This is a genomic window from Streptomyces sp. DSM 116793 (assembly GCF_057320905.1).
The window spans coordinates 5,950,073-5,962,632 of the sequence record NZ_CM170494.1; the positions used below are offsets into that span (position 1 = coordinate 5,950,073).

General features: G+C 73.0%; 9 protein-coding genes. 1 reads left to right on the forward strand and 8 read right to left on the reverse strand.

The genetic code is table 11. The features are described 5' to 3' along the window. Window positions 1-150: 150 nt before the first annotated feature. From ACSMXW_RS23415 to ACSMXW_RS23435, 5 genes are all read right to left on the reverse strand, one after another. A complete protein-coding gene (locus ACSMXW_RS23415) occupies window positions 151-2,511 on the reverse strand; it encodes an ABC transporter permease (protein WP_485808246.1) in 2,361 nt (786 codons plus the stop codon). Window positions 2,512-2,570: 59 nt separating this feature from the next. Next, complete coding sequence (locus ACSMXW_RS23420) at window positions 2,571-3,260, reverse strand: ABC transporter ATP-binding protein (RefSeq protein ID WP_485799092.1); 690 nt, start codon at window positions 3,258-3,260, stop codon at window positions 2,571-2,573. Further along, window positions 3,257-3,781 (reverse strand): PadR family transcriptional regulator, encoded by a 525-nt coding sequence (locus tag ACSMXW_RS23425; RefSeq protein ID WP_485799094.1) that lies wholly within the window; start codon window positions 3,779-3,781, stop codon window positions 3,257-3,259. The genes ACSMXW_RS23420 and ACSMXW_RS23425 overlap by 4 nt, the downstream gene beginning before the upstream one ends. 287 nt (window positions 3,782-4,068) lie before the next feature. After that, window positions 4,069-4,299 (reverse strand): type II toxin-antitoxin system antitoxin, encoded by a 231-nt coding sequence (locus tag ACSMXW_RS23430; RefSeq protein ID WP_485808247.1) that lies wholly within the window; start codon window positions 4,297-4,299, stop codon window positions 4,069-4,071. 254 nt (window positions 4,300-4,553) lie between these two features. Continuing rightward, the gene (locus tag ACSMXW_RS23435; protein ID WP_485808249.1) at window positions 4,554-5,447 is read right to left on the reverse strand and encodes an SPFH domain-containing protein; all 894 of its coding nucleotides are present in this window, start codon (window positions 5,445-5,447) and stop codon (window positions 4,554-4,556) included. 448 nt (window positions 5,448-5,895) lie between these two features. On the opposite strand from ACSMXW_RS23435, the gene ACSMXW_RS23440 reads away from it, so the two are divergent. Then, a complete protein-coding gene (locus ACSMXW_RS23440) occupies window positions 5,896-8,160 on the forward strand; it encodes a transglycosylase domain-containing protein (RefSeq protein ID WP_485799096.1) in 2,265 nt (754 codons plus the stop codon). 3 nt (window positions 8,161-8,163) lie between these two features. Here the strand turns inward: ACSMXW_RS23440 and ACSMXW_RS23445 are convergent, their stop codons facing one another. The 3 genes from ACSMXW_RS23445 to ACSMXW_RS23455 all read right to left on the reverse strand — a co-directional run bounded on the left by ACSMXW_RS23445 (window position 8,164) and on the right by ACSMXW_RS23455 (window position 12,527). Next, a complete protein-coding gene (locus ACSMXW_RS23445) occupies window positions 8,164-8,949 on the reverse strand; it encodes a fibronectin type III domain-containing protein (protein ID WP_485799097.1) in 786 nt (261 codons plus the stop codon). Beyond that, window positions 8,946-9,554 carry a hypothetical protein gene (locus tag ACSMXW_RS23450; RefSeq protein ID WP_485799098.1) on the reverse strand — a complete coding sequence of 203 codons (609 nt, stop codon included), beginning with the start codon at window positions 9,552-9,554 and terminating at the stop codon, window positions 8,946-8,948. Before ACSMXW_RS23450 ends, ACSMXW_RS23445 begins: the two co-directional genes overlap by 4 nt. Before the next feature lie 732 nt (window positions 9,555-10,286). Continuing rightward, window positions 10,287-12,527 (reverse strand): ATP-binding SpoIIE family protein phosphatase, encoded by a 2,241-nt coding sequence (locus ACSMXW_RS23455; protein ID WP_485799100.1) that lies wholly within the window; start codon window positions 12,525-12,527, stop codon window positions 10,287-10,289. Between the last annotated feature and the right edge of the window lie 33 nt (window positions 12,528-12,560).

Here is a 12,560-nt window from a genome sequence, read left to right on the forward strand (position 1 = left end):
GCACCCCCGGGACCGCGCAGACGGGAACCGTCCGGCGGCCCGGTGGGGGTCGGGCCGCCGGACGGTGGCGGTGGTGAGCGGGGCGCCGGACGGTGGGGCGGCCGGACACCGGAGGGCCCGGCGCGGCGGCCGGGCACCCCGGACCTCCTGCTACTCCGTACGGAGTCCCTCCGGCCGCATCATCCGCAGCAGCGGAGGCAGGCTCAGGAGCGTCACGGCGAGCACGACGGCCGCGCCGATGCCGGTCATGGAGCCCACGCTCACCCAGTCCACGGTGATCGTGGCGTCCACCATCTTCAGCAGGACCGCGCCCAGCGTCAGGCCCACCAGGGAGGCCAGCAGCAGGCCCAGGGCGATCGGGACGGCGGTCTGCCAGAGGACCGAGAGGCTGAGGGTGCGGCGCCGGGTGCCGAAGGCCACCAGCACCGACAGCAGCTTCTTCCGCTCCCGCAACTGCTCGAGCTGGGTCACCAGCAGGCTGGCGCCGATCAGCAGCAGAACGCAGGTGGCGCCGATGAACAGACCGGTACGGATCGAGTCGAAGCGGCCGGACCGCTCACTGGCGGCGAGCACGAAGACGTCGGTCAGCGGATCGGCCTTCGCCGCGACGTTGCGCACCCTGTCCCGTGCGTCGGGGTCGGACGGGTCGAGCCGTACGTAGGCCTTGTTGACGAGGGTGGACGCCGCGGCGTGCGGCAGCGCCGACGGGGTGGCCAGGACACCGCCCATCTCGGCCCCGGTCGGGTCCTCACGGCTCGCGACCGCCTTCAGGTGCGCCGGCAGCCGCCACGGGACCTCCTTCCCCTTCGAGCCGGAGTCCGACGGGTCCACGTAGAGCGTCCGCCCTGGCTTGGCGCCCTTCTGGGTGCCGGCGTCGTACGGGGCGCCGGTGACGACGAAGACGTCGCCGTCGTGGCAGGTGGACACCTGGGCCAGCTCGCGGAGCGCGGAGCAGTCCCCCACGCTCAGGTGGACGTAGGAGTCGGGGTGCTCGGCCTTGCCGGCCATGGTTCCCTCGGCCACCGGCGTGATGTGCCGCACCCCTTGGGTCGCCCGCAGGGCGCGCTCGGTGGCCGCCACCGGGACGGTGTCCGGCAGGGTGACCGTCATCTGGGCGCGGGACACGTCGTTGCCCGTCTGGCGGGTGTAGTCGCCCTGCACGCCCGCGAACAGCATCTGGAGCGCGATCGCCCCGGCCACCGCGACGCCGATGCCGTTGACCATCCGGGCCGCGGTGCCGCTGCTCAACTGGAGCCTGCGCACGGCGAGCTGCCAGGAGACCGCACCCCTGCCGAGCCTGCTCACCACGGCCTCCACCACCCAGGGCAGCAGGGCCGTGACACCGACGAGCAGCAGGACGGTGCCGCCGATGACCATCCCCTCGTTGAACGTGCCGTTGTCCTTGCCCTGGCCGATCATCGGGTAGAGCAGGGCGAGACCGCACAACGGCAGCAGCAGCCGCCACCACAGGCGCCGCCGCGGCGGCCGGGTGGTACGGACGACGCCGAGCGGCTCGATCACCACGTTGCGCAGCGCGAAGAGGGTCACCGCGATCGCGGCCGCCGGCACCGCGAGGGCCACCAGCAGGGTGAGGCCGGGCGACGGGTTGAGATCCGACGGGAAGACGCTCTCGTCGAAGAGGGTGATCCGGCCGGCCAGCTGGCGCAGGATCAGGAAGAACACCGCTCCGAGGCCCAGCCCCAGCGCGGCCCCGGCCAGCGCCTCGCCCGCCGCTATCCGGCGGGTCATCCGGCCGTCGGCGCCGACCAGGCGCAACGCCGCCAGCCTCCGGTCGCGCCGCTCGCCTCCGAAGCGCACGGCCGTGGCGATGAAGACGCCGACCGGCATCAGCAGCACGATGAAGACCATCAGCACCAGGAGCATGAGCACCGGATCCAGCTTCTCGGTGCGGCCCTCGTGCCCGAAGTGGTTGATCCGCTTCACCTGCCACTGGTCGGCGTCGAGGTGGAGGGCGCGCGTGCCGGCGTAGTATGCGAGCTCACTGGGGCCGATGAGGCCCCGGTCGGCGATGGTGCCGGTGATCCGGTACGGCAGCCGCTCGCGGAGCAGCGCGCCATCGTCGGACGCCAGCAGCTTCTTGAGCGCCGGCGAGACCACCATGTCACCCGGCCGCGGGAAGGCCGCCACCCCCGGCGGTAGCGGCGCCTTCGGCCCCTCCGGCTGGAGCAGCCGCCCGCTGATGTTCTGGCTGTGGTAGATGGTGTCCGTGTTGCCCAGCAGCAGGGTGTCGTCGGCCTTCGGGAGGACGTTCGCACTGAACGACGTGTCGAAACGGCTGCGCTCGCGCTCCTGCCGCTGCTGCCAGGCGCTGGGGAACGCCGTCGTGATCAGCAGCAGCGCCACGCCGAGGCCCACGCCGATGGCGGTGAGCAGGGTGCGCATCCAGCTCTCCCGGCCGCCCGTGACGGCGAACCGCACTCCCAGGGCGAAGTCCCGCGTCCAGGACCGCCCGGCGCCCCGCCCGGCCGCGCCGCCGGCGGGGGCCGGCATGCCCGGCGCGCCGGCGGGACCGGCGGCCTGAGGGGTGCGGGAACGGGGCGGGGGCGCGCTCATGCGACCCGCTCCATGTCCCGGGACTTGCCGTCGCGCACCACGACCTCGCGGTCCGAGTAGGCGGCGACCCGCGCCTCGTGGGTGACGAGCACCACGGCCGCGCCTGCGGACCTGGCCGCCTCGGTCAGCAGCTCCATCACCCGCTCGCCGTTGAGCGAGTCGAGCGCGCCCGTCGGCTCGTCGGCGAAGAGCACCCGCGGTCCCGTGACCAGCGAGCGGGCGACCGCCACCCGCTGGCCCTGGCCGCCGGAGACCTCGCCGGGGCGCTGCCGGGCGACGTCGTCGACCTCCAGGCGCCGCATCCAGGCCTGGGCCGTGTGCTCCGCCTCCTTGCGGCCGGCGCCGTTCAGCCGGAGGGGGAGGGCGACGTTCTCCAGGCAGGTGAGCTCGGGCACGAGCTGGCCGAACTGGAAGACGAAGCCGAAGTCGGTGCGGCGCAGCGCGCTGCGTGCCGTGTCGCTCATCGTGGACAGCTCACGGCCGTTGTAGACGATGCTGCCCGAGTCGGGGGTGACGATCCCGGCCAGGCAGTGCAGCAGGGTGGACTTGCCGGAGCCCGACGGGCCCATCACGGCGACGATCTCGCCCGGGTGGATGGAGAACTCGGCGCCGTCCAGGGCGGTGGTGGGGCCGTAGGACTTGCGGAGGTCGGTGGCGGAGAGCAGGGAGCCCTCGGGGACGGTCATGAGTGCACCTCTTGGGCGAGCTTGTCGAGACGGGCGGCGGTCAGCTCCAGCCAGCGCAGATCCGCCTCCAGGTGGAACAGGGCGTGGTCACAGATGAGCTGGTCCGCCAGGTCGCCCTTGCGCTTGCGCTCGGTGAGGGCGCGCATCATGCGCAGGTGTTCCGAGCGCTGGGTGTCGAGGATGTCGGCCGCGTCCCGTCTGGTGAGGAGGGCGAGGACGACCTTGGTGTAGAGGGTGGACTGGAGATACGGCTCCGGTTTCTCGGGTGTCGCGAGCCAGCGCTCGACGTCGGTGATGCCGGCCTCGGTGATCGCGTAGCGCTTCCGCTCGGGACCGCCGCCCGCCTCGACCCCGTCGACCTCGACGAGCCCGTTCTTCAGCAGCCGGGACATGGTCGAGTAGACCTGCCCGTAGTGCAGGGGGCGGTCGTGCCCGAACTTCTCGTCGAAGGCGCGCTTCAGGTCGTAACCGTGCCGGGGCCCGGACTCCAGCAGACCAAGAAGAGTGTGACCAATGGACATGACGCCACTATACACATGACGTATACGCCGCGTGTATAGCGGTCGTGGGGGTGCGCGGGGCGTGCGGGAGCGAATGCCCGGCCCCCGGGCGGCCCGGGGTACGGGGTGCGGGGTGCGGTCGGTGCGGGGTGCGGTCCGGGGGTGCGTGTGGCCTGGGGGTGTGAGGGTGCGGCGGCTGTGGGCGGCCGGTGGTGTGGGTTGGCGCGGTGGCGGGGTTCGGTTCGGGTGGCCGGTGGAGCGGGAGGCGCGGGGCACGGAGGCGGCTGGGCCTGGGTGCGGGTCCGCGGTCAGGTGTCCTGCGGGCCCGGGTCCGACTGCCGTGGCCGGCCCCGCCGGGGGATGGGGCGTGCGCCGCGGGGCAGCCGTCCCGCCTCGGCGAGCGCCCGGCGCAGCAGGAACTCGATCTGGGCGTTGGTGCTGCGCAGCTCCTCGCCGGCCCAGCGGGCCAGTGCCTCGTAGACCAGCGGGTCCAGGCGCAGCAGTACTTGCTTCCGCGCCTGCCGGCGGCCGTCGGGCACGGGTGCCCCGGCGCCGGCGCTTCCGCCGGGGTCCGCGCCCGCTTCGGGGTCCGCGCCGGTGCCTCCGCCCGCGCCGGCGCCTCCGCCCGTGCCCGCGTCTTCGCCCGTGCCCGCGCCTCCGCCCGCGTCTGCCCTCCCGTCCGTGCCCGTGCAGGCGCTTCCGCTCGGGAACGCGCCCGTGTCCGTGCCGGGAACGGAGTCCCTGCCCGCGGCGTCCGGGTGTCCGGCCGCCGCCCCCTCGTCGTCCGCCGGGCTCACTGGTAGAGCGTGCCCGTGTTCAGCACCGGCTGGGCGGCGCGGTCGCCGCAGAGCACGACCATCAGGTTCGACACCATCGCCGCCTTGCGCTCTTGGTCCAGCTCGACGATGTCCTGCTCGGTGATCCGGCTGATCGCGGCCTCCACCATGCCGACCGCGCCGTCCACGATCTGCCGGCGGGCCGCGACCACCGCGCCGGCCTGCTGGCGCTGCAGCATGGCCGAGGCGATCTCCGGCGCGTAGGCGAGGTGGGTGAAGCGGGACTCGATGATCTGCACCCCGGCGGCCTCGATGCGCGCGTGCAGCTCCATGGCGAGCTTGTGCGTGATCTCCTCCGCGTTGCCGCGCAGCGACAGGCCGGCCTCGTCATGGGCGTCGTAGGGGTACTCGATGGCGATGTGCCGCACGGCGGCCTCGGTCTGGGTGGAGACGAACTCCTGGAAGTCGTCGACCTCGAACGTGGCCTGTGCGGTGTCCTCCACCCGCCAGACGACCACCGCGGCCAGCTCGATCGGGTTGCCGTAGGCGTCGTTGACCTTGAGGACCGGGGTCTCGTGGTTGCGGACCCGGGTGGAGATCCTGGTGCGTGAGGTGAGCGGGTTCACCCAGCGCAGGCCGTCCTTGCGGATGGTGCCGCGGTAGCGCCCGAAGAGCTGGACGACCCGGGCCTCGCCCGGCGCCACCATGTTCAGTCCGTTCATGGCGAGGACGGAGCCGAGGATCACGACGATGCCGAGGATGATCAGCGCCGCCCGCCCGCCGCCCGCGGCGGCCGCGGCGCCGAGCGCGATCAGGGCCGCGCCCGCCAGCAGTCCCACCAGGCCGAACAGCAGGGCGAGCCCGCCGCCGATGCTGTGCGCCGCGAACTCCCGCACCCGCGGCCGGGGCATCTCGGGCACGCCTTCCGGAACCGCGCCGCCCTCCGGGGCCCCGCCGTGCGCGGTACCGCCGACCGAACCCCCACCGGACGAGGCGCCGCCCGCAGAACCCCCGCCGGACGTGCCGGATCCACTGCCGGATGCAGACATGAGAACCCCCAGTTCCCTCGGTGCCGGGGCATGCGCCGCCGCATGCGCGACCGCGTGTGCCACCGCTCACGCGCGCTTACCGCACGCTAGCAAAGTGTTATCACAATAACCGTGGCCGGCAACCTTCGGCACCCCTCACTCGTCGATTCCGGTGGAGACCGTTGCGGGTTCCCGTCGGGACAGGTGCTGATTGTCACGTCCGGAAAGACCGGATCGGCAGGTGTTTGTCCCGACGCGTGGTGCTAGTTTGCAGAGCCGACCCGGCGCCCGACCGACGGACAGAGCGAAACGAAGCGGAGCCAACGCACCCATGGGACGAGCGGAAGCGAGACGAGCGCGGCAGCGCGGAGGCGCACGCCGTGCAGCGCCCAGGCGCTCGGCGGAGCGTGGGGCGGGAGGGATACGCCGCTTGTTCACCTGGAAGAAGCTCCTGGGCGCGTTCTTCGCGGTGTGCCTGCTCGGCATGGGTGCCTTCATCGTGCTGTACATGACCGTCGACGTCCCCCAGGGCAACGCCCAGGCCAAGCTCCAGAGCAACGTCTACAAGTACAGCGACGGCACCGTCCTGGCCCGCACCGGCAAGGTCAACCGCGAGATCGTCGACCTCTCCGAGGTGCCCAAGGGCGTGCAGCGGACGTTCGTCGCCGCCGAGAACAAGACGTTCTACAAGGACCAGGGCATCGACCTCAGGGGCACCGCCCGCGGCCTGTTCAACACCCTGACCGGCAAGGGCAAGCAGGGCGGCTCGACGATCACCCAGCAGTACGTCAAGAACTACTACCTGAGCCAGGAGCAGACCGTCAGCCGGAAGCTCAAGGAACTGGTCATCTCGCTCAAGGTGGACCGCCAGAGGTCCAAGGACGACATCCTCGCCGGCTACATCAACACCAGCTACTACGGCCGTGGCGCCTACGGCATCCAGGCCGCCGCGCAGGCGTACTACGGCACGGACGCCAAGAACCTCACCGTCGCCCAGGGCGCCTACCTCGCGGCGCTGCTCCAGGCCCCGAACGAGTACGACTGGGCGATCGCCTCGGACACGGGCAAGCGGCTGGCCAAGCAGCGCTGGAACTACGTCCTGGACAACATGGTCGAGGAGCACTGGCTGGACGCCGGGGCGCGGCGGGCCATGAAGTTCCCCGTGCCGCACACGCCCAGGCCGGCGGCCGGGCTGAAGGGCCAGGAGGGCTACCTCGTGCAGGCCGCCAAGGCCGAGGTGATGCGGGACGAGCACCTCACCGACGCCGAGTTCGAGGCGGGCGGCTGGACGATCACGCTCACCGTCGACAGGAAGAAGGAGCAGCAGCTCGAGGACGCCGTCCAGACCAAGCTGAACGACCAGCTCCACCCGAAGACCCGCAGGGTCGACGGCGACGTACAGGCCGGCGCCGTCTCGGTCGACCCGCGCAACGGCCACGTGGTGGCGCTGTACGGCGGCCGTGGCCTGACCGAGCACTGGACGTCGAACGCCACCCGCAGGGACTACCAGCCGGCCTCCACCTTCAAGCCGGTGATCCTCGCCGCGGCCTTCGACCGGCACGCCAGGACCCAGGACGGCCGTCCCATCACGGCGGACACCATCTACGACGGCACCAGCCGCCGCCCCGTCAGGGGCAGCGACATCCCCTTCGCGCCGCCGAACGAGGACGGCGTGTCCTACGGCCCGATCACCGTGCAGAAGGCCATGAACAAGTCCGTCAACGCGGTCTTCGCACAGATGGGCATCGACGTCGGCATGGACGAGGTGATGAAGACCGCGGGCGATCTCGGCATGGACGTCAAGGGCCTGCCGGTGGTGCCGGCGCAGACCCTCGGCTCGATGAGCGCGAGCCCTATGGAGATGGCCGGCATCTACGCCACCCTGGACAACCACGGCCGCAAGGTGACCCCGCAGATCGTGAAGTCCGCCAGTCACCAGGGCGCCCCGATCGACCTCCCCGAGGCCATCGGCGGCCAGGCCATCAGCCGCCAGGCGGCGGACGCCGTCACCTCCGTGCTGACCGGCGTGGTCAACGACGGCACGGGCTCCGCGGTGCGCAACCCCGAGCAGGCCGTGGCCGGCAAGACCGGTACGTCCGACGAGAACAAGTCCGCGTGGTTCACCGGCTACACACCGAAGATGGTGACCTCCGTCGGCCTGTTCGGCGAGGCGGCCACGACCCACAAGGACAGCGACGGCAAGCTGATCCGGCAGGGCCAGCACGTCTCCATGGCGGGCGCGGGCGGGCTGCCGCGCGTCGACGGCGCCAGCTTCCCGGCCCGTATCTGGGCCGCCTACACCTTCAAGGCCATGGGCGCGCCCAGCAAGTTCGACCTGGTCACCGACCTGGGCGACGGCATCGCGCCGCCCCCGGACCCGTCCAGCAGCGCGACCGGCCAGAGCCCGTCGGACACCCCCTCGGCGCCGCCGTCGGACACCCCCTCGGCGCCGCCCCCGCCCACGGACAGCGCGCCGCCCACCTCGTCGGCGCCGCCGCCCAGCAGCCCGCCGCCGAGCGCACCCGGCACCTCGCCGCCGCCCAGCGTCAGCCCCTTCCCGGGCAGCCAGGGACTGGACAGGCTGGGCGCCGGCTGAGCGCTACCGGCCGTCGTCCGGGCCGTCGCCGGGCGCAGCGCCGGTCCGCAGGCGCACGACGTTGGACCGCTCTCCGTAGTAGAAGGCGCGGACCCGGTAGGCGGCCCGCTTCTCGTCGGGCAGGGTGATCAGGCCGAAGGAGTTGATGTCGCGGTCGAGGACGGCGACGGGCCGGAAGTCGCGCCGGCCGCGCGGCCTGTCCTCCAGCAGGTAGCCCTCCTCGTCCTCGGCATGGTCCGTCCAGGTGAACCTGATGCCGTTGGCGTGCATGACCGTCGCCTCCAGGCCGGCCGGAGCGGCGGTGCGCGCGGAGGACGCCGACCTGATGGAGGCGGTCGCCACCGGTCCGCCCCGGAGCGTCCGGGGAGGCGCCCACTCGTGGTCCGTCTTCTGGTCCTTCGCGGAGAAGCCGCCCTTCGGCAGGTCGACCTCGACCGGCCGGGACGCGGGGCCGTAGTACGGGCGCACCCGGTAGTAGAAGGGCGTGTGCGGCATGAGGTCGGGGTGCTTGTACGTGGTCCGGCTCGGCGGCAGGTAGTCGAGGATCGTCCAGGGCCCCTTCGGGTCCGTCGCGAACTCCACGATGCGGCCCGCGGCGCCGGGCTCCTCGCCCTTGAACGTCAGCACGGCGTCGACCGGCGAGACCAGCGAGGCGGTGAGCCTGGTGCCGCCGCCGGCCGGGGCCGGGTGGGGCGCGGTGGCGTGCTGTGCCGGAGCGGTGGACGAACAGGCGGCCACACCGGCGGCGACGAGGACCGCCGCCGCCAGGGCGCGGATCACGCCGGTCATTTCCGCCAGAACTTCACGTTGCTCCACACCACCGTGGCCGGTCCGTTGCCACTGCCGGTGCGGTACGCGCCGAACTTGTCGTAGAAGCTGTCGCCGGGGCTGGCGTCCGTGTGCTTCAGCGATCCGTTGATGTAGGTCCGGTGTTCCCTGCCCACCTCATGCACGGTGTTGACGCGCACCGTCGCGCCGACGGTGCCAGCGGTCGACAGCGTGTCCCCGCCCTCCACGGAGTAGAGCCGGCCACCGCGCTCGACGGCCAGCATGAAGAACGGCCCCTCGTCGCCCTCGGTGTCGTTGAAGGTCTGCTTGAGGCTGATCCGGGTGCCGCCCATGCTGGTGACCTTGAAGTACCCCTCGAACTGGTGGGTGCCGCCGGTGTACGTGGCGTACCGGCGCTCGGCGCGCTGGTCACCGCTCGCGGTGGAACAGGTCAGCGTGAACGTCAGGTTGTCGACCTGGCCGCATCCGCGCTCCTGGACGGTGAAGGAGGGCGACTCGGAGGTCCAGCCGCCCGGCTCCACCTCGGCCTGCGCGGCGGTGGGCAGGGCCAGCAGTAATCCGCAGGCCGCCGAGAGCCCGGCGACCACTCGGTACGTGTTCGGCATGTCTCACTTCCTCTGCTTCTCGCTCGCTCCTGGTGGAGGCGAGTCAGGGGAGGGCAACGCCGGTCCGGTTTGGTCCGGTCCAATCGCCACGGTACGGCCGCCACTTCTGGCGTGTCCATATCAATGACCCAGATTCCTGTGACGGAACACCGCCCGGACTCCGTCATTTACGGTGCCCCGACCGCCGGAGCGCGCGCCGGACCCATCGGCGACCGCGATTCACCTGGTGACATACGGGGGCCAGGCCCCGTCCAGGGCGCACGATCGCCCGAAGATCGGCTCGCGGCTGTTTCCACACATGAACAAGATTCACGCACACACATCCGAACGGCCGACCGTGTCTTGGCGCCAGGACTGACCGACACAGAAGGCGCACCCCCGCGCCTCGAAGCGGCGCGGGGGACTGCGCGAGGGGCCACGGCGGGCTGTTAGGTAGTCATGCTCGGCAGGGGGCAGTTCGTGCCGCCGTGTTTCGGGGCGCAGCCCCGTCTTGAAGGGGCGCGGGGAACTGCGCGACAAGCCACGACGAGCCGTCACATGGCCACCGGCCGTAAGGGGCAGCTCCCGACGTCACGGCCCACCGGCCGACGCTCACGGGCCCAACAGCCCGGGCGGGGGCGCACAACTGGCCGCCCCCGCGCCTCCGGGTCACCGCGCCTCCGGGCCACCGGGACACCCGGCTCACCCGGACACCCGGCTCACCCGGACACCCGGCTCACCCGGACACTCGGCTCACCCGGGGCCCGTGGGTCCCGTCCGCGGCACCTCGAACCACACAACCTTGCCGGTGCTGAGCCGCGTCGCCCCCCACCGCCGCGCCAGCTTGTTGACGAGGTACAGCCCGCGCCCGCCCTCATCGGTGGCGCGGGCCTGCCGCAGCCGCGGCAACTGCGGCACATCGTCGCCGACCTCGCAGCGCAGCACATCGGTGCGCAGCAGCCGCAGGGTCACCGGCCGGGACGCGTACCGGACGGCGTTGGTGACGACCTCGCTGACCAGCAGCTCCACGGCGTCGGTGAGGTCGTCCAGGTCCCAGCGGGCCAGCGCGCTGCGCACCAGCCGACGGGCCCGGCCGGGCGTCGCGTCCTCCGGCTCCAGGAACCAGTAGGCCACGTCGCTGGGCGCGATCCCGTCGAAGCGGGCGGCGAGCAGGGCGATGTCGTCGTCGCGGTCGCCGGGGCCGAGCATGTCGAGGATCTCCTCGCAGAGCGCCTCGAGCGGCGGCGGATGGTCGGGACCGGTCAGCCGGGCGGTGGCGGCGAGCCGCTCCCGCAGCTGCTCGATGCCCGTCCACACGTCCCGCAGCCGGGACTCCACCAGCCCGTCGGTGTACAGCAGGAGCGTGGCGCCCGCGGGCGCGTCCAGCTCGACGGCCTCGAAGTCGACGCCGCCGACGCCGATCGGCGCACCCGGCGGCACCCGCAGCACCTCGGCCCGGCCGCCGAGGTGCAGCAGCACGGGCGGCGGATGGCCGGCGTTGGCGATGGTGATGCGGTGCGAGACGGGGTCGTAGACGGCGTACAGGCAGGTGGCCATGCGGTCGGAGCCCAGCCGCTGGGCCTGCTCGTCCAGGTGGTGCAGCACCTCCTGGGGCGGCAGGTCGAGGCCGGCCAGGGTCTGGGCGGTGGTGCGCAGCTGGCCCATGATCGCCGCGGAGGTCATCGAGTGCCCCATGACGTCGCCGACGACGAGGGCGACCCGGCTGCCGGGCAGCGGGATGGCGTCGTACCAGTCGCCGCCGACCCGGGCCGTCTCGGCGGCGGGCAGGTAGCGGGAGGCGAGCCTGACGCCGGTGGGCCGCGGCAGCGTCTCGGGGAGCATGGTCCGCTGCAACTCGTCGGCGATGTACGCCTCGCGGCCGTACAGCACGGCCTTGTCGATACCGAGCGCGCTGTGCGTGGCGAGCTGCGCCGCGACCAGCAGGTCCTCGCTCTCGAAGGCGGGACGCTCGGGCCCGCGCAGGAAGATCGCCGCGCCGATCACCCGGCGCCGGCCCCGGAGCGGGGCGAGTATCGCGCGCCGGCCGCCCGGCACGGACCGGGAGCCGAGGAGCTCGGGCAGCGCGGCGAGGGCCGCGGGGGAGTCGGCGAAGACCGGGCGCACGCCGCGCAGCACCTCGGCGAGCGCGCCGCCGGGCTCCACCTCGCACAGCTCGGTGGTGGCCGCCAGGTCCGGCTGGGTGGGCACCAGCTGGGGCTGGAGGGCGGGGGACAGCGGGCTGCCCTCGCTCTCCTGCTCCTCGGTGCCGTCCTCGATCATCCGCAGGCGGTCGGTGCGGCGCAGCCGGAGCACCACGGGCCCCGTGGGCCGCTCGTCGCCGACGGGCAGCGGGTCGCGCAGGTAGACCAGGATCGCGTCGGCGAACGTGGGCACGGTGGCCCGGCACAGGCCCATCACGATCTCGTCGAGGTCCATGCCGCGCGCGATACGGCGGGTCGCGGCGCCCACGAACCGGAGCCGGTCGCCGTCCCGCTGGAGTGCGGCCTGCCCCGCGGCGTGCGAGGGGATCTGCGCGGGCACGCTCGCGATGGACGCGCCCCCTGCGCCGGGTCCGGGGATGCCGGGTCCGGCCGGGAGGGATTCCGCTGAGACGGGGTGCTGGGCGGGCGTGGGGGTCATGGCTCCGGGGTGCGCGGGGCGCGGCCGGTGGGCATCCGGCTGGTCCGGGGACGACTGGTCCGTGGTCGGCTGGGCGTGCTCACTGCTGCCGCCGGTGCCGGGTGCGCCGGTCGCGCCGGCTCTGTCGTGCCGGCCGGTGGCCTGGTCCTGGCGGCCGCCGGCGGCTCTGTCCTGGGCGCCGGGGGGTATGGCGCCGGTGTGCGCGGGATCGCCCGGCCGGCCGTGGGCCGCGAGGGCGGCTGCGGGCTCGGGTGCCTCCGGGGTACGCAGCAGCGCCCCGCGTGGGTCCGCGGGGTCGGGTGGCCGGACAGCGCTGGGCTGTCGGTCCTCGTGGGAGGTGGTGTGCTCCGTCACGCGTGTCGAATCCGTCCGTCCGGGGCTGCGCGC

Bases quoted from the DNA above. Each gene is read 5' to 3' on its own strand.
- ACSMXW_RS23415 (WP_485808246.1), bottom strand. From the start codon at position 2,511: ATGCCGGCCCCCGCCGGCGGCGCGGCCGGGCGGGGCGCCGGGCGGTCC.
- ACSMXW_RS23420 (WP_485799092.1), bottom strand. From the start codon at position 3,260: ATGACCGTCCCCGAGGGCTCCCTGCTCTCCGCCACCGACCTCCGCAAG.
- ACSMXW_RS23425 (WP_485799094.1), bottom strand. From the start codon at position 3,781: ATGTCCATTGGTCACACTCTTCTTGGTCTGCTGGAGTCCGGGCCCCGG.
- ACSMXW_RS23435 (WP_485808249.1), bottom strand. From the start codon at position 5,447: ATGCCCCGGCCGCGGGTGCGGGAGTTCGCGGCGCACAGCATCGGCGGC.
- ACSMXW_RS23440 (WP_485799096.1), top strand. From the start codon at position 5,896: ATGGGACGAGCGGAAGCGAGACGAGCGCGGCAGCGCGGAGGCGCACGC.
- ACSMXW_RS23445 (WP_485799097.1), bottom strand. From the start codon at position 8,949: ATGACCGGCGTGATCCGCGCCCTGGCGGCGGCGGTCCTCGTCGCCGCC.
- ACSMXW_RS23450 (WP_485799098.1), bottom strand. From the start codon at position 9,554: ATGCCGAACACGTACCGAGTGGTCGCCGGGCTCTCGGCGGCCTGCGGA.